Origin of the sequence: Streptomyces sp. NPDC102270 (assembly GCF_044766405.1) — a bacterium.
In the GTDB taxonomy this organism is placed as follows: Bacteria; Actinomycetota; Actinomycetes; order Streptomycetales; family Streptomycetaceae; genus Streptomyces.
Map to the genome: position 1 here is coordinate 87744 of NZ_JBIWLX010000017.1, position 22604 is coordinate 110347.

Consider the following 22604-nt stretch of genomic DNA (forward strand, 5'->3'; position numbering starts at 1 on the left):
CGCGGCCGAGTCGGCACGGCCTTCGGCAACGCGTACGGCAGCGCCCCGTACCACAGCCGCGCCACCGCGAAGCCGAACATCAGGCACAGGATGCCGATGTACGGCCCGGCGGGCCCGGGGCGTGGTGGAGGAGCTGTTCTACGGGGCGTGAGGGGGCGTCCCGGCCGGCGGCCGCCCAGGGCGCCCAGGCCGGCTCGCAGCGCCCCGCGGCCGAGTCGGCACGGCCTTCGGCAACGCGTACGGCAGCGCCCCGTACCACAGCCGCGCCACCGCGAAGCCGAACATCAGGCACAGGATGCCGCCGACCGCGTCGAGCCAGAAGTGGTTGGCGGTGGCGACGATGACCAGCAGAGTCGCCGTCGGGTAAACAAGGCCCAGGACACGCACCCAGGGCACCGACGCCAGCGCGAAGACCGTCAGGCCGCACCACAGGGACCAGCCGATGTGCATGGACGGCATCGCCGCGTACTGGTTGGACATGTGCTTCAGGTCGCCGGAGGCCATCGAGCCCCAGGTCTGGTGGACCATGACCGTGTCGACGAAGTCGCCGCCGTTCATGAGCCGCGGGGGCGCGAGCGGATACAGGTAGTAACCGACCAGTGCCACACCCGTGGTCGCGAAGAGCACCAGACGGGTCGCCGCGTAACGGCCGGGATGGCTACGGAAGAGCCAGACCAGGACGCCGAGCGTCACGATGAAGTGCAGTGTCGCGTAGTAGTAGTTCATCCCGACGACGAGCCAAGTCACCGAGTTCACCGCGTGGTTGACGGACTCCTCGACCGCGATGCCCAGGTGGTGCTCCATCCGCCAGATCCAGTCGGCGTTGCGCAGCGCCTCCGCCTTCTGCTCCGGGACCGCGTTGCGGATCAGTGAGTACGTCCAGTAACTCACCGCGATCAGCAGGATCTCGAACCACAGACGCGGTCGGCTCGGAGTGCGCGTCCGACGCAGAAAACCGGGCCGGGAACCGGGCCGGGAACCCGGCCGGTCCGCGGCCGTGAGGGAGTCCGGAGCGGCCGCATTCCCGCGGTCTTCCAGACTGCTCACGGTCGAGTCACCCATAGACACAAAGTCTGCCAGAGACGGCTTGTCCCACCGATCATCCCGCGGTCGAGTTCGGGCCGCATGTCCTACGACGGGGAGAGTGTCCCGTTCTCCTACCGGCGCAGGGGTGAAAGCCCGGCGTCTCCGCCCTACGGACGAGTGCGATCCCCGGGTGCCGAAGCCGTCGAACCCCGCACCACCAGCTCCGGCATGAACACGAACTCGCTGTGCGGCGCGGGCGTTCCGCCGATCTCCTCCAGCAAGGTCCGCACCGCCGCCTGTCCCATGGCCGGCACCGGCTTGCGGACCGTCGTCAGCGGCGGGTCGGTGAAGGCGATCAGCGGGGAGTCGTCGAAACCCACGACCGACACGTCCCGCGGCACTTCCAGACCGCGCTGCCGGGCCGCCCGTATCGCGCCCAGCGCCATCATGTCGCTCGCGCACACCACCGCCGTGCAGTCACGGTCGATGAGCGCCGACGCCGCCGCCTGGCCGCCCTCCAGGGTGTACAGCGAGTGCTGGACGAGGTCCGCCTCGACGGTCGCCGCGGGCAGGCCGAGCTGGTCCTGCATGGTGCGGACGAAGCCCTCGATCTTGCGCTGGACCGGCACGAAGCGCTTGGGGCCGAGCGCCAGCCCGATTCGCGTGTGCCCCAGCGACACCAGGTGCGTCACCGCCAGTGCCATCGCCGCGCGGTCGTCTGGGGAGATGAACGGCGCCTGCACCTTCGGCGAGAACCCGTCCACGAGCACGAACGGCACGCCCTGCGCCCGCAGCTGCTCGTAGCGCTGCATGTCCGCGGAGGTGTCCGCGTGCAGCCCGGAGACGAAGATGATGCCCGCCACGCCCCGGTCGACGAGCATCTCGGTGAGCTCGTCCTCCGTGGAGCCGCCCGGGGTCTGGGTGGCGAGGACGGGGGTGTAGCCCTGCCGGGTCAGTGCCTGGCCGATCACCTGGGCCAGGGCCGGGAATATCGGGTTCTCCAGCTCCGGGGTGATCAGGCCCACCAGGCCCTCGCTGCGCTGCCGCAGTCGCACCGGGCGTTCGTAGCCCAGCACGTCGAGTGCGGCCAGCACGGTCTGGCGGGTGGTCGCGGCGACGCCCGGCTTCCCGTTGAGGACGCGGCTGACGGTCGCCTCGCTCACCCCGGCCTGAGCAGCGATGTCGGCTAGCCGTGTGGTCACGGCACCGGACTGTACCGGCCGTATCGTCATCGCGGTCCCTCTGTTCTGATCGGCGCCCCTTGTCCCGCAAGAGGATGATTCCCGCAAGACAGGGGGATGGCAAGAGCTTGCAGAGTCTTGCACACCCCGTAATCGTCCCGCTCAGCCCCGTAAAACAAGGGTCTCGCGACGGTCGACAAGGGGTCACGACGGGGTAACTTCCGCAGCCTCTTGCACTTTTTTGCTGCAAGCTCTTTCGCAAGCCTTGCATCGCTGTTACGTTCCCACTCGCCCGGCGGCCGCAAAGGCGCAGTCGGTGGACGGGGAGGGCAGACGGGGCCTCTCCTCGCAGCACACGGGCTTTCACCCTCAAGGAGAACTCATGCGGCGTGGCATAGCGGCCACAGCGCTGGTGGCGTCCTTCGCCCTCGCGGCGACGGCGTGCGGCGGAAGCGACAGCGGCGACAAGGCCGACGGTCCGGTCACCATCACCTGGTGGGACACCTCCAACGCCACCAATGAGGCGCCGACGTACCAGGCCCTGATCAAGGACTTCGAGGCCGCCAACAAGGGCATCAAGGTCAAGTACGTCAACGTGCCCTTCGACCAGGCGCAGAACAAGTTCGACACGGCGGCCGGCGCGAGCGGCGCCCCCGACGTGCTGCGCTCCGACGTCGGGTGGACCCCCGCCTTCGCCAAGAAGGGCTACTTCCTGCCCCTCGACGGCACCGAGGCCCTCGCCGACCAGGCGAAGTTCAAGCCGAACCTGATCGAGCAGGCGAAGTACGACGGCAAGACCTATGGCGTCCCCTTCGTCACCGACACCCTCGCCCTGGTCTACAACAAGCAGCTCTTCGAGAAGGCCGGCGTCGAGGCCCCCAAGACCTGGGACGACCTGAAGGCCGGCGCCGCCACGATCAAGTCGAAGACCGGCGTCGACGGCTACTGGGGCTCCACCGCGGCCTACTACGCCCAGACCTTCCTCTACGGCGAGGGCACCGACACCGTCGACGCCGCCGCCAAGAAGATCACGGTGAACTCGGACGCCGCCAAGAAGGGCTACGGCACCTGGCTGGGCCTCTTCTCCGGCAAGGGCCTGCACAAGGCCGACACCACCGCCGACGCCTACGCCCACATCCAGGACGCGTTCGTCAACGGCAAGGTCGCCGCGATCATCCAGGGCCCGTGGGAGATCACCAACTTCTACAAGGGGTCGGCCTTCAAGGACAAGAACAACCTCGGCATCGCCACCGTCCCGGCCGGCTCCACCGGCAAGGCGGGCGCCCCGACCGGCGGCCACAACCTGTCGGTCTACGCCGGCTCGGACTCCGCCCACCAGAAGGCGGCCGAGAAGTTCGTGGGCTTCATGACCTCCGCGAAGTCGCAGACGCAGATCGCGCTGAAGAACTCCACGCTGCCCACCCGCGACGACGCCTACACCGCCGAGGTCAAGGCCGACCCGGGCATCGCCGGCTACCAGACGGTCCTCGCCTCCGCCCAGCCGCGCGTGGCACTGCCGGAGTACAGCTCCCTGCTGACCCCGCTGGACACCGAGCTGCTGAAGATCGCCGGTGGCAAGGAGTCCCTGGACAAGGGTCTGAGCAACGCCGAGGTCGCGATCGCCAAGCTGGTGCCGGACTTCAGCAAGTGAGCCCGGGTGGCCGCCGGATCTCCCGGTCATGGGGGAGAGATCCGGCGGCCACCGGCCTGCGCCCAGCCGTGCCCGGCGGGCCGCGTCGCCCAGCCACTTCTCAGAGCCGCAGAACTTTCAGAAGGTGTCGAACATGACAGTCGCCATCGACCGCGCGACCGGCAAGCGCCGCGGTGACCGCGCGCCGCGGCCCGGGCGGGGCCAACGCCTGAAGCACAGCTACCAGAAGCACTGGTACGCCTACGCGATGATCGCCCCGGTGGCGGTCGTCCTCGGTGTCCTCGTGCTCTACCCCCTGGTCTACGGCGTCTACCTGACGCTCACCGACGCCAACAGCCTCAACACGGCCCGCACGATCGGCGTCAACCACATCGACGCCACCTACAAGTTCATCGGCCTGGACAACTACGCCGACATCCTGTGGGGCGACACGGCCTACGACCGCTTCTGGTCGCACTTCATCTGGACCATCGTGTGGACGGCCCTGTGCGTGGCCCTGCACTACTGCATCGGGCTCGGCCTGGCCCTGCTGCTCAACCAGCAGCTGCGGGGACGCACCCTGTACCGGCTGATCCTGGTGCTGCCCTGGGCCGTGCCGACCTTCGTCACCGTCTTCGGCTGGCGGTTCATGCTCGCCGACGGCGGCATCATCAACTCCGTCCTGGACGCCCTCCACCTGCCGTCACCGGCCTGGCTGGAGGACACCTTCTGGCAGCGGTTCGCCGCGATCATGGTCAACACCTGGTGCGGAGTGCCGTTCATGATGGTCTCGCTGCTCGGCGGACTCCAGTCCATCGACGGCTCGCTGTACGAGGCCGCCGAGATGGACGGCGCGAGCGCCTGGCAGCGGTTCCGGTACGTCACCCTCCCGGGCCTGCGCTCGGTGAGCTCCACCGTCGTCCTGCTCGGCATCATCTGGACGTTCAACCAGTTCGCCGTGATCTTCCTGCTGTTCGGCAACACCGCGCCGGACGCGCAGATCCTGGTGACCTGGGCCTACTACCTGGGCTTCGGACAGCAGCCGCGTGACTTCGCGCAGTCGGCCGCGTACGGCATCCTGCTGCTGGCCATCCTGATCGTCTTCACCTCCTTCTACCGCCGCTGGCTGAACCGCAATGACCAGCAGCTCGCGATCTGAGGCAGGAGCTCCCATGAGTACGACCACAGTCGAGATCTCCGCCGCGGTGTCCGAGGCCGGCCCCGCACAGGCACCCGGCCGGATCCGCCGCCGCGGTGAGAAGAGCCTCGCCGGCTCCCTCGTCTCGCACGGCATCCTCGTCGTCGCGAGCCTCGTCGCACTGTTCCCGATCGCCTGGCTGGTGTTCCTGTCCCTCGGCCCGGACAAGGACGACTACCTCCACCCGGGCGGCATCTGGAAGAAGATGACGTTCGACAACTACTCGTTCGTCCTTCGGCACACCGAGTTCTTCAGCTGGCTCAAGAGCTCGCTGATCGTCTCGCTCGGCACCACGGTGATCGGCGTGCTGATCGCCGCGACCACCGGGTACGCGGTGTCCCGGATGCGCTTTCCGGGCTACCGGAAGTTCATGTGGGTGCTCCTGGTCACCCAGATGTTCCCGGTGGCCGTACTCATGGTGCCGATGTACCAGATGCTCTCGGACCTTCAGCTCATCGACAGCTACCTTGGACTCGTCCTCGTGTACTGCTCGACAGCGGTGCCGTACTGCGCCTGGCTGCTGAAGGGCTATTTCGACACCATCCCGTTCGAGATCGACGAGGCCGGACGCGTCGACGGGCTGACCCCCTTCGGCACGTTCGCGCGGCTGATCCTGCCGCTCGCCAAGCCGGGGCTGGCGGTCGCCGCGTTCTACAGCTTCCTCACGGCCTTCGGTGAGGTCGCGTTCGCCTCGACGTTCATGCTGTCCGACACGAAGTACACCTTCGCGGTGGGACTGCAGAGCTTCGTGAGCGAGCACGACGCCCAGCGGAACCTGATGGCCGCGACGGCGGTGCTGATCGCGATACCGGTCTCCGTGTTCTTCTACCTGGTGCAGAAGAACCTGGTGACCGGCCTCACCGCGGGCGGCACGAAGGGATAGCTCGACCGTCGTTCGGCTGCGGCGCCGCCGTGGCTGGTCGCGCCCACGCGGCGGTAGCCGCAAATCCAATACAGGCCCGCGCCCCTGTGGGGGCAAGCCCCCACACCCCCGTACCCGAGGCGGCCGCAGTGTCCATCCGACCCCGCTGTCACTGCGGCCGCCTCGCCACTTGACGACCCCATGACCCCCTTACGTTTCAAGGACGCCATGAGCCAGCAGCACTACGCCACCGCCCCGGCATCGACCCCCGCCAAAGCCCAGCGCAGCGACTGGTGGCGGGACGCGGTGATCTACCAGGTCTATCCGCGCAGCTTCGCCGACAGCAACGGTGACGGCATGGGCGACCTGGAAGGCATCCGCACCCGACTGCCGTATCTGCGCGACCTCGGTGTGGACGCCGTGTGGCTCAGCCCCTTCTACGCCTCCCCGCAGGCCGACGCCGGCTACGACGTCGCCGACTACCGGGCCGTGGACCCCATGTTCGGCAACCTCCTGGACGCCGACGCGCTGATCCGTGACGCCCGTGCGCTGGGGCTCAGGACCATCGTCGACCTGGTGCCCAACCACTCCTCCGACCAGCACGAGTGGTTCAAGCGGGCGGTTGCCGAGGGCCCGGGATCGCCGCTGCGGGACCGCTACCACTTCCGGCCCGGCAAGGGCGCGAACGGCGAACTGCCGCCCAACGACTGGGAGTCCATCTTCGGCGGCCCCGCCTGGACGCGCGTCGCGGACGGCGAGTGGTACCTCCACCTCTTCGCGCCCGAGCAGCCCGACTTCAACTGGGACCACCCGGCCGTCGGCGACGAGTTCCGCTCGATCCTGCGCTTCTGGCTGGACATGGGCGTGGACGGCTTCCGTATCGACGTGGCACACGGCCTGGTGAAGGCGGAGGGGCTTCCCGACCTGGGATCCCACGACCAGGTGAAGCTTCTGGGCACCGATGTCATGCCGTTCTTCGACCAGGACGGCGTCCACGAGATCTACCGCCAGTGGCGGCTGATCCTCGACGAGTATTCCGGAAACAAGAAGGGGCCCGAAGGGCCTTCCGCAGAAGGGCGGGGGTGGGAGACGGGCGGGCGCATTTTCGTCGCCGAGGCCTGGACCCCGACCATCGAGCGCACCGCCAACTACGTGCGGCCCGACGAGCTGCACCAGGCCTTCAACTTCCAGTACCTGAGCACAGCTTGGGACGCCGAGGAGCTGCGCGAGGTCATCGATCGCACGCTGGAGGCGATGCGCCCGGTCGGCGCCCCGGCCACCTGGGTGCTCTCCAACCACGACGTCACCCGGCACGCCACCCGCTTCGCCAACCCGCCCGGCCTCGGCACCCAGATCCGCACCGCGGGGGACAGGGAGCTGGGCCTGCGCCGCGCCCGCGCCGCCACGCTGCTCATGCTGGCGCTGCCGGGATCGGCGTACATCTACCAGGGCGAGGAGCTCGGCCTGCCGGATGTCGTCGACCTCGCCGACGAGGACCGTCAGGACCCGGCGTACTTCCGCGGCGCCGGCCAGGACGGCTTCCGCGACGGCTGCCGGGTGCCGATCCCGTGGACGCGCGAGGGATCGTCGTACGGCTTCGGCGCGGGCGGCAGCTGGCTGCCCCAGCCGCCGGAGTGGGCGGAGCTGAGCGTCGAGGCGCAGACCGGCGACCCCGACTCCACCCTGGAGCTGTACCGCACGGCCCTCGCCGTCCGCCGCGCCCAGCCCGGTCTCGGCGCCGGGGACGCGGTCGAGTGGCTCCGGGCACCCGAGGGCGTCCTCGCCTTCCGCCGCGGCGAGTTCGTCTGTGTCGCCAACACCGGTCGTGAGTCGGTGACGACTCCGGCGTACGGCCGTCTGCTGCTCGCCAGCGGGGAGGTCGCCGAGGTCGACGGGGACGCGAAGGTGCCGGCCGACACGACCGTGTGGTGGACGACGGCCTGAGCACAACGGCGGGAATCACCGGGCCCGCACGGGGGCCCGGTGATTTTTTTGCCCGGCGTGTCGATCGGCGGGAGGCGCGTTCGACGCTTGGGTGAGAGGGCGAACAGCGCCCCGCGTCCGAGGAGAGACCATGCAGATCCGCGCCCGCCTGGGTATGAGTGCCGACGGCTACGTGACCACCCCGAACGGCTGGCCCGCGCAGACCGCCGACCCCGCCTTCGTCTCCGGCGAGAGCCACGGCATCCGGGAGTTCCTGGTCGGCTGCGAGGCCGCGCTCATGGGCCGTACGACCTTCGAGCCGGCGCTCACCAACAGCCGCTGGCCCTGGCCGGACCTGGACGTGTTCGTCCTCGGCTCGCACCGCCCCGAGGGCACCCCGGACCACGTCACCACCGACAGCGACCCGGTCCGCCTCCTGGAGAAGGTCCGCGCGGCCAACCAGGGAGGCGACGTCCACCTCATCGGCGGCCCCCGCACGATCGGCACCTTCCACGCCCTCGGGGCGCTCGACCGCCTCGAACTGGTCGTTGTGCCGATGCTGTTCGGCGGCGGCATGCGGCTGACCCCCGCCCTCAGCCCCGAGGCCGGCCTGACCTTCCTCAGCCAGCGGGCGCTGCCCGGCGGGTCGGTGGAGATCGTGTACTCCTGCACCGGGAGCCGCGCGGACCTTCCGGACAGGCCGACCAGCCAGCGCTGAGCGGCTCTCACGGCAGCGTGTGAAAGTTCTTCCCGCTGCTTTCACGACCATTGCTGTAAACATTTCAACAGCGGTACGTTCTCGCCGGCGCCAGGCAAAGACGCCTGGCCGTCGGGCAAGGAGATCCCCCACGTGATATCGAGATGGTCCACCACCGCGAGCGCCGCCATTCTCGCCGCCACCGTCGCCGTCCTCACCCCCACCGCCGCCCAGGCCTCCCCGCCGGGCGGCAAGGACGTCACCGCGGTCCTCTTCGAATGGAACTTCGCCTCCGTCGCCAAGGAGTGCACCAACACCCTCGGCCCCGCCGGATACGGCTACGTCCAGGTCTCCCCGCCCGCCGAGCACATCCAGGGCTCGCAGTGGTGGACCTCCTACCAGCCGGTCAGCTACCGGATCGCGGGGCGCCTCGGTGACGCCACCGCCTTCAAGAACATGGTGAACACCTGCCACGCGGCCGGAGTGAAGGTCGTCGTCGACACCGTCGTCAACCACATGTCCGCGGGCAGCGGCACCGGTACCGGCGGCTCGTCGTACACGAAGTACACCTACCCGGGCCTGTACTCCTCCTACGACATGGACGACTGCACGTCGACCATCACCGACTACACGAGCCGCGCCAACGTCCAGAACTGCGAACTCGTCGGCCTCGCCGACCTGGACACCGGCGAGGAGTACGTCCGCGCCGCCATCGCCGGCTATATGAACTCCCTGCTCGGCTACGGCGTCGACGGCTTCCGCATCGACGCGGCCAAGCACATCCCGGCCACCGACCTCGCCAACATCAAGTCCCGGCTCAGCAACCCGTCGGTGTACTGGAAGCAGGAGGTCATCTACGGCAGCGGAGAGGCCGTCCAGCCCACCGAGTACACCGGCAACGGGGACGTCCAGGAGTTCCGCTACGCCTACGACCTCAAGCGGGTCTTCAACAACGAGAACCTCGCCTATCTGAGGAACTACGGCGAGGGCTGGGGCTACCTGAACAACTCGGTGGCCGGTGTCTTCGTCGACAACCACGACACCGAGCGCAACGGCTCCACGCTCAACTACAAGGACGGCGCGAACTACACCCTCGCCAACGTCTTCATGCTCGCCTACCCGTACGGCGCCCCGGACATCAACTCCGGCTACGAGTGGTCCGACACGGACGCCGGGCCGCCCAACAACGGCTCAGTGAGCGCCTGTTGGCAGGACGGCTGGAAGTGCCAGCACGCCTGGCCGGAGATCCTGCGCATGGTCGCCTTCCGCAACGCGACCCGCGGTGAGCCGGTCACCAACTGGTGGGACAACGGCGGCGACTGGATCGCCTTCGGGCGCGGTGCCAAGGGGTACGTCGCCGTCAACCACGAGTCGGGCAGTCTGAGCCGGACCTACCAGACCTCGCTGCCCGCCGGGACGTACTGCGACGTGCAGAACAACACGAGCGTGACGGTCGGCTCCAACGGCCAGTTCACCGCCACCCTCGGCGCCAACACGGCACTGGCGATCTACACGGGCAAGTCCACCTGCTGAGCCACTCATGGGGAACGTGGGATTGACGCTCAAGGAGTGTCGTCCTACGTTCCCTGCTGTCTATGGGAGCGCTCCCACCCCTTTCCCGAAGGAGTGCGTCATGCAGCGCGGACTCAGCACGTGGGCCCTGACCGCGGCGGCGGCCCTGCTCGCCGTCGCCGGCGTCACGGCCGCCGGCCTGCCCCACAAGGTCACCGCCACCACCGCCACCGTCAACGGCTCCACCACCTACCAGCCCATCGACGGCTTCGGCTTCTCCGAGCACTTCGGACGGGCCGCCGTCATGAACGGCTCCCAGGGCCTGTCGGCCCAGCACCAGCGGGAGTTACTGGATCTGCTGCTGAGCCGCACCACCGGCGCCGGCCTCAGCATCCTGCGCCTCGGCATCGACTCCGGCATCCAGCCCACCGACCCCGGCGGCCCGGACGCCACCCCCCGGTACACCTGGGACGGCTACGACAAGGGCCAGGTGTGGCTCGCCAAGGAGGCCAAGGCGTACGGCGTGAACCGCTTCTACGCCGACGCCTGGACCGCGCCCGGCTACATGAAGACCAACGGGACGGACGCCGACGGCGGCACGCTGTGCGGGCTGAGCGGAGCCACCTGCGCGAGCGGGGACTGGCGCAAGGCGTACGCCGACTTCCTTGTGCAATGGGCGAAGTTCTACGGCCGGGAGGGCATCGGCATCACCGACATCGGCTTCACCAACGAACCCGACTGGACGGCGACGTACGACTCGATGCGGCTCACTGCCGCCCAGGCGACCGAGTACGTGAAGTTCTTCGGTCCGATCGCGAAGGCGGCCGGATACAAGGTCGCTTGCTGCGACTCCTTCGGCTGGACCCAGCAGAAGGCCTACACGAGCGCGATCGAGGCCGACGCGACCGCCCGCGGCTATGTGACCACCCACACCGGCCACAACTACGCCAGCGCGGTCGACAGCCCGCTGCCCACCTCCAGGCGCGCCTGGATGTCGGAGTGGTCACCCAACGGCACCACCTGGAACGAGAACTGGGACGACGGCAGCGGCTACGACGGCTTCACGGTCGCCTCCACGATCCACGACGCCCTCACCAAGGGGAACGTCAGCGGGTACGTCTACTGGTACGGCGCCTCCCTGGGCGCGACCCGGGGTCTGGTCCAGCTGGACGGCGACAGCTACCACGTCTCCAAGCGGCTGTGGGCGATGGCCAACTACAGCCGTTTCATCCGCCCCGGCGCCACCCGCCTCGGTGCCACGACAGCCGACAGTGCCTTGAAGCTCTCGGCGTTCCGCAACACGGACGGCACGGTCACCGTCGTGGCGCTGAACACGGCCACCGAAGCCAACCAGGTCCGCTTCAGCCTCAGGAACACCGGAATCACCAGCGGGAGTGCGACGCCGTACCTCACCAACGGCTCGAACAGCACCTCCCGCCAGGCGTCGGTCCCCATCACCGGAGGCTCGCTCACGGCCATCGTCCCGGCCCGCTCGCTCGTCACCTACACCCTCCGGCGCTGAAAGTTCTTTCCATCTGTTTCAGGACTCTTGCTGTAATCCTTACGGCGGCGATACGGTCACGCGGGGTCGGACCCGCAGAGCCGTACATCGCAAGGAGTTCACGTCTGTGATACCGAGATGGCCGGTGCCGTCCAGGCGCCGCACCCCGCATGCCCGACGGGTCGCCGCGGTCACCGTGACCGCGCTGGCCGCAGCGCTCGTCCAGCCGCTGTCCGCCCGGGCGGACATCCCGCCGCCCCCGCCCTCCGACGCGAAGCTCGCCGCGCAGCCGGCCCGGCACGACGACACCCGCGAGCAGTTCTACTTCGTCCTGCCGGACCGTTTCGCCAACGGCGACACCTCCAACGACCGGGGCGGGCTCACCGGTTCACGCCTGAGCACCGGCTACGACCCCACCGACAAGGGCTTCTACCAAGGCGGCGACCTCAAGGGCCTGACCCGGAAGCTCGACTACATCAAGGGGCTGGGCACCACTTCCATCTGGATGGCCCCGATCTTCAAGAACCGGCCCGTCCAGGGCACGGAAGCCGATGCCTCCGCCGGTTACCACGGTTACTGGATCACCGACTTCACCCAGGTCGACCCGCACTTCGGCACCAACAAGGACCTTCAGACCCTCATCTCCAAGGCCCACGCCAAGGGCATGAAGGTCTTCTTCGACGTCATCACCAACCACACGGCCGACGTCGTCGACTACGAGCAGAAGTCCTACGACTACCTCTCCAAGGGCGCCTTCCCCTATCTGACGAAGGACGGGGAGCCCTTCGACGACGCGGACTACGCGTCCGGCGGCAAGAGGTTCCCCGCCGTCGACGCCGATTCCTTCCCGCGCACACCCACGGTCACCAGCAGGCGCGCCAAGGTGCCCTCCTGGCTCAACGACCCGACGATGTACCACAACCGCGGCGACTCGACCTACGCCGGTGAGTCCACGACCTACGGCGACTTTTCCGGCCTCGACGACCTGTGGACCGAGCGTCCCGAGGTCGTCTCCGGCATGGAGAGGATCTACCGGCGCTGGGTCAGGGACTTCGACATCGACGGCTTCCGGATCGACACCGTGAAGCACGTGAACATGGAGTTCTGGACCCAGTGGGCCACCGCCCTCGACGCCTACGCGGCCGAGCAGGGCCGCAAGGACTTCTTCATGTTCGGCGAGGTCTACTCCGCCGACACGTCGATCACCTCGCCGTACGTCACCCAGGGCCGCCTCGACGCCACCCTCGACTTCCCCTTCCAGGAGGCCGCCCGCCAGTACGCCTCCCAGGGCGGCAGCGCGCAAAAGCTCGGATCCGTCTTCGGCGACGACTACAAGTACACGACCGACAAGGCCAACGCCTACGAGCAGGTCACCTTCCTCGGCAACCACGACATGGGCCGCTTCGGGTACTTCCTGAACCAGGACAACCCGAAGGCCACCGACGCCGAACTCCTCGCCAAGGACCGGCTCGCCAACGAGCTGATGTTCCTCAGCCGCGGCAACCCGGTCGTCTACTACGGCGACGAGCAGGGCTTCACCGGCGCCGGCGGCGACAAGGACGCCCGCCAGACGATGTTCGCGTCCAGGACGGCCGACTACCTGGACGACGACGAGATCGGCACCGACCGCACCCACGCGAGCGACGCGTACGACACGAGCGCGCCGCTCTACCGGCAGATCGCCCGACTCGCCAAGCTCCGCAAGGCCGAACCGGCGCTCGCGGACGGTGTCCAGGAGGAGCGGTACGCGGCCGACGGAGCCGGGGTCTACGCCTTCTCCCGCACCGACGCCAAGACCGGCACCGAGTACGTCGTCGCCTTCAACAACGCGAGCGAGGCCAAGTCGGCGACCTTCGCGACCGGTTCGGCGAACATGGCGTTCAAGGGAATCTACGGCGGTGCCGCCGGCGTCACCTCCGACGCGGACAAGAAGGTCACCCTCACCGTCCCCGCCGGCTCCGCGATCGTCCTCAAGGCTTCCGCCGCGCCGGCCCCGCCCGCCACCAAGCCGACGATCACCCTCAAAGCCCCCGCCACCGGAGCCACCGGCACCGTGGAGCTCACCGCCGACGTGGCCGGCGGACGGCTCAACCGGGTCGTCTTCGCCGCACAGGTGGGCGGCGGCAAGTGGCGGACCCTCGGCTCCGCCGACCACGCGCCGTACAAGGTCACGCAGGTCGTCGGCAAGGACGTACCGGCCGGAACAGCCCTGCGGTACAAGGCCGTTGTCGTCGACGCGAGGGGACGCACCGCTTCGGCGACGGCGGAGTCCGTCACCGGCACTCCGCCCGCAGCCGAGACCCCCACCGCCTCCTCCCGCGACTACGCGGTCGTCCACTACAAGCGCGCCGACGGCGACTACGCCGACTGGGGTCTGTACGCCTGGGGCGACCTCGCCGACGGCGAGTCCACCACCTGGCCCGACAGCCACCACTTCGCCGGCCGGGACGCCTACGGCGCCTTCGCCTACGTCAAGCTGAAGCCCGGCGCCTCGAACGTGGGCTTTCTCGTCATCGACAAGGACGGGAACAAGGACGTCTCCACCGACCGCACGATCGACGTCACCAGGACCGGTGAGATCTGGATCGAGCAGGGCAAGGACGCCGTACAGACACAGCGGCCCGACTACCCGGCGCAGGACAGGACCAAGGCGGTCGTCCACTACCACCGCGCGGACGGGAACTACGACGGCTGGGGTCTGCACGTCTGGACCGGCGCCGCGCATCCCACCGACTGGTCGAAGCCGCTGGAGCCGGTGCGGACCGACGCCTTCGGCGCGGTCTACGAGGTGCCGCTCAACGACGGTGCCACGAGCCTGAGTTACATCATCCACAAGGGCGACGAGAAGGACCTGCCCACCGACCAGTCCCTCGACCTCACGGCGAACGGCCACGAGGTGTGGCTGCTGAACGGCCAGGAGAAGTACCTGCTCCCGCAGCCCGCCGGGTCGGCCGCCGCGCTCGACCTGACCACCTCCAAGGCGGTCTGGATCGACCGGAACACCCTCGCCTGGAACGGCTCCGAGGCCGCCGCCTCCACCCAGCTCCTGTACTCCCACGACGGCTCGATCACCGTCGACGGGGGAGCCCTGACCAGCGACGACGAGCGGTGGCTGCGACTGACCAGGACCACTCTCACCGATGCGCAGAAGGCGAGGTTCCCGCATCTGAAGGACTACACGGCCTGGTCGGTCGACCCGCGTGACCGGGACCGCGTGCAGGAAGCCCTCGGCGGACAGCTCGTCGCCTCCCAGCGAGCCGCCAACGGGGCCGTGTTGACGGCGACCGGCGTGCAGATCGCGGGCGTGCTCGATGACCTGTACCCGAAGGCGACGAAGGCCGACCTCGGGCCGACGTTCAGCAAGGGACGCCCGAGGCTAGCCGTCTGGGCGCCGACCGCACAGTCGGTGCAGCTCGAACTGGACGGCTCCACTGTCGCCATGCGACGCGACGCCACCACCGGCGTCTGGTCCGTCACCGGCCCCGCGTCCTGGAAGGGCAAGCCCTACCGGTACGTCGTGAAGGTCTGGGCGCCCGGTGTCCGCAAGGTCGTCACCAACAAGGTCACCGACCCCTACTCGGTCGCCCTCACCACCGACTCCGAGCGCAGCCTCGTCGTCGACCTGGACGACAGGTCCCTCGCCCCGCCCGGCTGGTCGACGTACACCAAGCCGAAGGCGGTGCCCCTCAGGGACGCCGAGATCCAGGAGCTGCACATCCGGGACTTCTCGGTGGCGGACAAGACCGTGCCGGCCGAGGACCGGGGCACCTACCTCGCCTTCGCCGACAGGAACAGCGACGGCTCCGAGCACCTGCGTCGGCTGGCGAAATCGGGCACCTCGTACGTCCACCTCCTGCCCGCCTTCGACATCGCGACCATCCCCGAGAAGACGTCCGACCGGGCGACCCCCGACTGCGACCTCGCCTCCTACCCGGCCGACTCCGACCGGCAGCAGGAGTGCGTGGCGAAGGCCGCCGCGAAGGACGCCTACAACTGGGGCTACGACCCGTACCACTACACGGTCCCCGAGGGCTCGTACGCGACCGACCCCGACGGCACCCGCCGCACGGCCGAGTTCCGGAAGATGGTCAAGTCCCTCAACGACGACGGCCTGAGGGTCGTCATGGACGTCGTCTACAACCACACCGCGGCGAGCGGACAGGCCGCCACGAGCGTCCTCGACCGGATCGTGCCCGGCTACTACCAGCGGCTCCTCGCCGACGGTTCGGTGGCCAACAGCACCTGCTGCGCCAACACGGCCACCGAGAACGCCATGATGGGCAAGCTGGTCGTCGACTCGATCGTCACCTGGGCCAGGGAGTACAAGGTCGACGGGTTCCGCTTCGACCTCATGGGCCACCACCCCAAGGCCAACATCCTGGCCGTGCGCAAGGCCCTCGACGCGCTGACCCTCAAGAAGGACGGCGTCGACGGCAAGAAGATCATCCTCTACGGCGAGGGCTGGAACTTCGGCGAGGTCGCCGACGACGCCCGCTTCGTGCAGGCCACGCAGAAGAACATGGCCGGCACCGGGATCGCGACCTTCTCCGACCGCGCCCGTGACGCCGTACGCGGCGGCGGACCCTTCGACGAGGACCCCGGCGTCCAGGGCTTCGCGTCCGGGCTGTACACCGACCCCAACGGGTCGACGGCGAACGGGACGCCGACGCAGCAGAAGGCCCGCCTGCTCCACTACCAGGACCTCATCAAGGTGGGCCTGTCCGGCAACCTCGCGACGTACCGCTTCACCGACAGCGACGGCAAGGAGGTCACCGGCGCCCAGGTCGACTACAACGGGCAGCCCGCCGGATACGCGGACGCGCCCGGTGACGCCCTCGCCTACGCCGACGCGCACGACAACGAGTCACTGTTCGACGCGCTGACGTACAAACTGCCCGTGGGCACCAGCGCCTCCGAGCGGGCCCGGATGCAGGTCCTCGCCCTGGCCACGGCCGCCCTCTCCCAGGGCCCGGCGCTCTCCCAGGCGGGCACCGACCTGCTGCGCTCCAAGTCCCTGGACCGCAACTCCTTCGACAGCGGCGACTGGTTCAACGCGATCCACTGGGACTGCCGGGACGGCAACGGCTTCGGCCGCGGACTGCCCATGGCGGCCGACAACGCCTCCAAGTGGCCTTACGCCAAGCCGTTGTTGGGCTCGGTGAAGGTCGGTTGCGCGCAGATCGAGGGGGCGTCGGCCGCGTACCGGGACCTGCTGCGGATCCGTACGACGGAGCAGGCGTTCTCGCTCGGCACGGCGGACCAGGTGCAGTCGCGGCTGTCCTTCCCGCTGTCCGGCACTCAGGAGACGCCCGGGGTGATCACGATGGAACTCGGTGACCTGGTCGTCGTCTTCAACGCGACGCCGAAGGCCCAGAGCCAGCGGGTCGGCACCCTTGCCGGAAGCACTTACCGGCTGCACCCCGTGCAGGTGGCGGGGGCGGACTCTACCGTCAAGGAGGCGTCCTACGAGAAGGAATCCGGTACGTTCGCCGTTCCGGCGAGAACCGTGACCGTTTTCCTCCGCCATCCCTAGCTGAACGCATTACCTTGGTGGAGCAGGCCCCGAACCCCGGTCTGCTCCACCGGTGTTGCCCGAGGGGTGACAGATGGACGCAAAAAGCAAGCTGACAGGCACGACCGTGCTGGTCGTGGACGACGTGGAGGCCAGCCGGTACGCCGTGGGCACCGTGCTGAGCCGCGCCGGGCACCGGGTCGTACCGGTCGCCACCGGCGGCGAGGCCCTCGCCGAACTCGACGCACGGCTGCTCAAGGGCACCCTGCCGGACGTGGCGCTCGTCGACGTCGGGCTGCCCGACATGAGCGGCTTCGACCTGTGCCGACTGTTCAAGGAGCGCCCGCACACGGCCGGGATGCCCGTCGTGCACTTCTCCGCCGCGGCCTCGCCCCCGGCCGACTTCTGCCAGGGCCTGGACGCGGGCGTCGAGGCCTATCTGCGGGTGCCCGCCGAGCCCCTGGAGATCGAGGCGGTGGTCCGGGCCGCCGTACGCAACGCGCAACTGCGGGCCGGTGACCAGGCGCTCGTACGACGGCTCACCCTGCTCTCCGAGACGATCGTCACCATCCAGTCGGCACGCACCCTGCAGGAACTGTCAGACGCGGCCGCCGAGGGTGTCGCGCGGCTCACCGGCACCCCGGCCGCGGTCTTCGTCCTCGACCAGGACGACCAGCTCTACCGCGGTCTGTCCCGCGACCGCATCCCCGTCGCGTTGCCCGACGAGGCCGCCGACCAGGCCGTCGCCCGACTGCTGCGCCGGCTCACCCGCGGGCAGGCCGGAGTACAGCTGACCACCGTGCCCGCGCCGCTGTGGCCCAGCGGGTTCTTCCGGCCCGGTGTCGAGCAGGACGCCCGCCTCGCGCTCGTCGTCACCCAGGACGGCCGGGCCCCGGTGTGCCTGGCCGCGCCCGCGCGCGGGATGCGCAGGGTGGGACTGGAGGGCGAGGCCCTGCTGGCCCAGCTGGCCCAGGCCACCGCGCTGGCCGCCGAGCCGCTGCTCATGTACAAGGTCGAGCGGCATGTCGCCCTCACCCTCCAGCACAGCTTCCTGCCCCAGCCGCACCGGCTGCCCGAGCTGCCGGGCATCGACGTCGTGGTCCGCTACGTCCCCGCCTCCCGGCAGACCGAGATCGGCGGCGACTTCTACGCCGCGCTCCGCGTGGACGAGGGCGTGCTGACCGCGGTCGGCGATGTCGTCGGGCACTCGCTGGACGCGGCGACCGTCATGGTCGAACTCCGGCACGCGCTGCGCGCCTACGCCGTCGACGAGAGCGATCCGGCCGTACTCGCCGAGCGCCTCGACCGGACGCTGCGGCGCTACCACCCCGACACCACGGCCACCGTCTGCCTGGCCCTGATCGACCCGCACACCGGGCGCACCCGGATCGCCAACGCCGGTCACATCCCGCCGCTGATCGTCCGCGACAACGGCACCGCCGACTACGCCGAGGCGGCCGGCCCGCTGCTCGGGGTCGGACTGCCCCATCCGCCGGCCACCGAGCTGTTCCTCGAACCCACCGACCGGCTCCTCATGGTCACCGACGGCCTCATCGAGACCCGGGGCACCGACCTCTCGACCTCCCTGGAACAGCTCCGCGCGGCCTCCTCGGGCGCGCTGCCAGGACTGGACGCCCTGTGCGACACCCTCCTGGACACCTTCGGCCACGACCGGGAGGACGACATCGCCATGCTGGCGCTGCGGCTAGGGTGACCTGTGCCGTCGTAGAACAGGAGTCCTCATGCCGCAGATCACCGTCGAACACTCCCCGTATCTCGACCATGTCGACTGGGAGGAGTTCGCCCTGGCGCTGCACCCGGTCGTCGTCGAGACGGCGGCCGCGAAGCTCGAGGCGTGCAAGACCCGGGTGCTGCGTACCGAGGACGAGGCGGTCGGCGGCGAGATCAGGAACCACGCGATCGTGAACGTCACGCTCGCCCTGCTCGCAGGACGGTCCGAGGAGACCAAGGCGAAGCTCACCGAGGCCGTCGTGGAACTGCTGCGCAAGCACGTCGGCCCCGCCGAGGGCCTCACCGTGCACCTCTCCGCCGAGGTGCGCGACCTGGACGCCTCCTACACCAAGGCCGTGATCTAGGCCGACAGGGCCTAGGAGGCCAGCGTGATCAGCCGGGCGGCGAGGTCGGTGAAGGGGCCGTCGTTCGGCTCGTCCTTGAGCATGTGGCGCAGCAGCGCGGTCATCTCCTCGTCGTAGGCCGCGCTCACCGCGGCCAGCGCGGCGAAGTCGTGGACGAGCTGCCGCTCCAGTTCGGCGCGCGGGATGCGGCGGCCGTCCAGCCAGATCAGGGCCGTCGACTCGACGAGCGAGATCCAGGAGCGGATGAGCAGTTCCAGGCGTGCCGGCGGGTCCGTCACCCGCAGATGCGACAGGATCTGCTCGTAGGCGACCTGCCGTACGGAGTCGATGAGCGCGTTCGTCGCCGAGACGTGGCTCATTGAGTGGGCTCCGCCCACGGACACAGCGGGCCCGCCCCGCATCAACGCCGAGAAACCTGGCCCGTGTTCGTCCACGAAGTCGAAGAAGCGGCGCATCACCCGCAGCAGCCGGCCGCCCAGCGACCCTGTGTGCGGTTCCTCGAACCGGCTCGCCAGATCCTGTGCCGCCCGCTTCAACGCGGCCTCGTACAGGCTGAGTTTGCCGGGAAAGTAGTGGTAGACCAGTGGCCGGGAGATACCCGCCGCCGACGCTATCTCGTCGATGGAGACCTCATCGGGCGAGCGGCGGGCGAACAGTTCGAGGGCGACGCCGATCAACTGCTGACGCCGTTCCTCGACTCCCATTCTTCGACGGACCCCGGTTGTCATACGAACACCTTACCGATCGAATCCGGCCTGGAACGGGCCGATCCGGTCGGTGGTGTCAGCGGAGCCCGCTGACCGCCCGCCCGTCGTCCAGGGTCCCCTTCAGCTCGGCCCGAGCTCCCTGATTCGCCTTGACGGCCAGCAGATTGCCCGGGGCGGACCCCTGCACCCCGCCCGTCGCGCTGATCGACAACGTCCCCGGGCTTCCCGCCGCCAGCAGGTACCAGGAGCCGGTCCCCGACTTCCACAGCACCCCGGCCAGCACCTGCGGGTCCTTCGCGCCGCACGCCGGAACGTTCTCGGCTTTCGCCGCGACCGCCCCGTACGTCGAGCCCGGCGTGTGGAACTGGGCCAGCACCCGCTCCCCGCCGCCCTGCCAGGTCTCGGCCCGGGTGCACACCCAGTCGGCCGAACCGCCCGCCTCGGGCAGCGGCTGCGACGCGTACGCCCAGGCGTTCACCGCGCGCACGCCCGAGGAGCGCATCGCACCCAGCGAGCAGGCGTACGGCGCCCAGGCGCGCAGCGCCCCCGCTCCCGACGCGTCCTTCACGGCCCCGGGGCGGCCGGTGGTGAGACGGGCCGGGACCAGCTCGCCGAGGTCGGTCAGCAACCGGGTGCCGGAGGCGTCCGTCAGCTGGAGTACGTTCCAGGAGGTGCAGGCGCCGCTCTGCGCGGGTCCCGCCATCGGCGCGGTGGTGCCGCCGGTCAGCGTGAGGTCCATGGCACCGGCGCTCGGCTTCAGCAGGTCCCGCTCGGCGGCCCTCGTCACCCAAGGGGCCGTCAGATAGCGGATGTTGCCGTCGGCCCGGCCCAGCACGACCGCGCTCGCCCCGGCCCGCTCCGCGCCGTCGACCCGGGCGAAGTCGAGGGCGGCGCCCTGGGTGCCGTCGCGCGGCTCGGCGTAGCGGACGATGCGCAGACCGTCGTAGAGGAGGACCACGCGCGCGTTGTCGACGGTCCCGGCGTACAGGAGCTGCGGCGGGCCGGCGGGGCCGCCCGACGGGGTGCCGGGGGTCGCGGAGACCTGGACGCTCTCGCCGGGGCGGGCCCAGACGGCGAGGGCGCGGCGCAGCAGGGCCTTGTCGCCGGTGAGGTCGCCGCGCGCGGGCCACACGGAGAAGTCGGTGCGCGCCGAGGACTCCCACGCGGCGGCCCGGACCTTGAGCAGCAGCGCCGGGTCCAGGGCGGCCTGGGCGGCGGGGTTTCGCGCGTAGGGGGGCGCGGCGGCGCCGTCGGGACCCCAGCCGTCGCCGGGCATGCCGAGCAGCGCCCCGCACACGGCGGCGGCCGCGGCGGCGGCGAGCGCGGCCTTCATGTGCTGCCTGCGCCGCATCAGGTCGGTGGGGCGGGCCTGGAGCGAACAGGGGTCGAACTCGGGGGAGTCGAGGAGGGCGTACGCGCCCTCGGTACCGGCGGCCTCGTCGAGCGCCGCGTCCACGTCGGCCACGCCCGCCGCCGTCAGCAGCTCGCGTACGTCGCCGTCGGGGAGCTTCTCCAGGCCGCGCAGCACACAGGCGGCACGGGCCGGCCCTGACATGGCCGACAGGCGCTGGTCCAGGGCGAGTTCGTCGGCCCCGCCGGAGCGCGGGAAGAGCCTGAGCCCCCACACCTGGGGGAGCAGCTTCGGGAGCTGGGAGCGCTTGGGCCACGCCCTGCGCCTGAGCGGCAGGCCCGCCTCCAGTGCACTGCGCACCACCTGGAGGCGGACGAAGGCGTAGCCGCAGTCGCCCTCGCGGCCGGCCGACTGGGCCGGGATCACCGGCATCGCCTTCCGGCCCCGCGGCAGGGCACGCTGGGTGAGGGCGTGCGCGGTCAGGACCCGGCGGCCCCGGCCCAGGCCCGGCGGCAGCACCAGATAGGCGAGCCGGACCAGCCGGGGGTAGTGCTCGACGAGCGCGGCCTCGGCCTGCGCCACATCGACGACGGGGTCGGCGGTGGAGCCGGAAGCGGGTGCGGGGCGCGGGGCGACATCCTGTGACTGCACGTTCAGCAGAACGAGCGAATCGGCGGTTGGTCACCGCCGCCGTCGCGTCCCGCGGGGTGGTGCGGGAGCGGGGGCGTCCGGTCCCGGTGACCGGCGGGACACGGAGCGATCATCGCCGCTCGGGCGAATTCAGTCGGCCGGGTCGACCAGGGCGCGCGCGTAGTTGGCCATCGACCGCTGGTAGCGCGGCAGATGGGGGGCGAGCGCGCCCAGGGCCAGTGAGAGCCCCTCGCGGTCGCGGCCGAGGCTGGACAGGCACAGGGCGAGCGTGGCGCGGACGGCGTCGTCCAACTCGTCTGAGGGGGCGTCCAGTTCGGGGGTGAGCAGCTTGACGCCCTCCGCCGCCTGCCCGATGTTCCTGAGCGAACTGGACAGCTGGATCTTGGCGCGGCGGCCCTTGTAGCCGCTCTCCTCGCTGAGCCCCTTCGCGAGTGCCTCCCGGTACAGCGGGGCCGCCTTGTCGGAGTGCCCCGTGGAGTCCCAGGCGCAGGCCCGCTCGAAGAGACCGAGCGCACTGCCGTCCGGCAGCTCGGCCACGAGCGCGCCGATCAGGGCCCGGAACTCGGCTGCCCGCTCCTGCGGATACTCGTCGAAGGTCGCCCAGGCGGCGTCGACCCGCTTCTCCCAGTCGTCGTTCACCGGCACACTTTCGCACAGCCGTACCCCTGATGGCACCAGGATTTGAGCGTCCCGCGCCCCACAGCCGTATGGGAGGAGACGGACCCCCGCCGGGGCCCGTCCGACGTGACCCCGTGAC

The 22604-nt window shown here is 69.9% G+C and carries 15 protein-coding genes; 10 read left to right on the forward strand and 5 right to left on the reverse strand.

The window, feature by feature from the left end; genetic code table 11:
* Positions 1-138: 138 nt before the first annotated feature.
* Complete coding sequence (locus ACIRP7_RS32580) at positions 139-1062, reverse strand: phosphatase PAP2 family protein (RefSeq protein WP_403666537.1); 924 nt, start codon at positions 1060-1062, stop codon at positions 139-141.
* Positions 1063-1193: 131 nt separating this feature from the next.
* Complete coding sequence (locus ACIRP7_RS32585) at positions 1194-2228, reverse strand: LacI family DNA-binding transcriptional regulator (protein ID WP_403666540.1); 1035 nt, start codon at positions 2226-2228, stop codon at positions 1194-1196.
* A 361-nt stretch (positions 2229-2589) separates the two neighbouring features.
* On the opposite strand from ACIRP7_RS32585, the gene ACIRP7_RS32590 reads away from it, so the two are divergent.
* The 10 genes from ACIRP7_RS32590 (at position 2590) to ACIRP7_RS32635 (ending at position 19138) form a co-directional block, all read left to right on the forward strand.
* The gene (locus tag ACIRP7_RS32590; protein ID WP_403666542.1) at positions 2590-3858 is read left to right on the forward strand and encodes an extracellular solute-binding protein; all 1269 of its coding nucleotides are present in this window, start codon (positions 2590-2592) and stop codon (positions 3856-3858) included.
* A gap of 133 nt (positions 3859-3991) precedes the next feature.
* Positions 3992-4996, forward strand: coding sequence for a carbohydrate ABC transporter permease (locus ACIRP7_RS32595; protein ID WP_403666545.1), 1005 nt, complete (start codon positions 3992-3994; stop codon positions 4994-4996).
* Between the two features lie 13 nt (positions 4997-5009).
* Positions 5010-5918: a sugar ABC transporter permease gene (locus ACIRP7_RS32600; protein ID WP_403666548.1), complete on the forward strand. Its 909-nt coding sequence runs from the start codon at positions 5010-5012 to the stop codon at positions 5916-5918.
* Positions 5919-6125: 207 nt separating this feature from the next.
* Positions 6126-7841: a glycoside hydrolase family 13 protein gene (locus ACIRP7_RS32605; protein WP_403666551.1), complete on the forward strand. Its 1716-nt coding sequence runs from the start codon at positions 6126-6128 to the stop codon at positions 7839-7841.
* Between the two features lie 130 nt (positions 7842-7971).
* Entirely contained in the window at positions 7972-8538 is a 567-nt protein-coding gene (locus ACIRP7_RS32610) for a dihydrofolate reductase family protein (RefSeq protein WP_403666554.1), read from the forward strand.
* Between the two features lie 132 nt (positions 8539-8670).
* On the forward strand, positions 8671-10050 hold the full coding sequence (locus ACIRP7_RS32615; protein ID WP_403666556.1) for an alpha-amylase family protein: 1380 nt from the start codon (positions 8671-8673) through the stop codon (positions 10048-10050).
* Positions 10051-10150: 100 nt separating this feature from the next.
* Entirely contained in the window at positions 10151-11551 is a 1401-nt protein-coding gene (locus tag ACIRP7_RS32620; protein ID WP_403666559.1) for a glycoside hydrolase family 30 beta sandwich domain-containing protein, read from the forward strand.
* A 106-nt stretch (positions 11552-11657) separates the two neighbouring features.
* Entirely contained in the window at positions 11658-17063 is a 5406-nt protein-coding gene (gene pulA, locus ACIRP7_RS32625; RefSeq protein ID WP_403666561.1) for a pullulanase-type alpha-1,6-glucosidase, read from the forward strand.
* 73 nt (positions 17064-17136) lie between these two features.
* A complete protein-coding gene (locus ACIRP7_RS32630) occupies positions 17137-18756 on the forward strand; it encodes a SpoIIE family protein phosphatase (protein ID WP_403666564.1) in 1620 nt (539 codons plus the stop codon).
* Between the two features lie 28 nt (positions 18757-18784).
* The gene (locus tag ACIRP7_RS32635; RefSeq protein WP_403666567.1) at positions 18785-19138 is read left to right on the forward strand and encodes a 5-carboxymethyl-2-hydroxymuconate Delta-isomerase; all 354 of its coding nucleotides are present in this window, start codon (positions 18785-18787) and stop codon (positions 19136-19138) included.
* 11 nt (positions 19139-19149) lie between these two features.
* Here ACIRP7_RS32635 and ACIRP7_RS32640 read toward each other — a convergent pair whose 3' ends face one another.
* The 3 genes from ACIRP7_RS32640 to ACIRP7_RS32650 form a co-directional block, all read right to left on the reverse strand.
* Entirely contained in the window at positions 19150-19866 is a 717-nt protein-coding gene (locus ACIRP7_RS32640) for a TetR/AcrR family transcriptional regulator (RefSeq protein WP_403666570.1), read from the reverse strand.
* A 55-nt stretch (positions 19867-19921) separates the two neighbouring features.
* Positions 19922-21847, reverse strand: a complete 1926-nt coding sequence (locus ACIRP7_RS32645) for a hypothetical protein (protein WP_403666572.1) — start codon at positions 21845-21847, stop codon at positions 19922-19924.
* 129 nt (positions 21848-21976) lie between these two features.
* Positions 21977-22486, reverse strand: a complete 510-nt coding sequence (locus tag ACIRP7_RS32650) for a tetratricopeptide repeat protein (RefSeq protein WP_403666575.1) — start codon at positions 22484-22486, stop codon at positions 21977-21979.
* Positions 22487-22604: the final 118 nt, after the last annotated feature.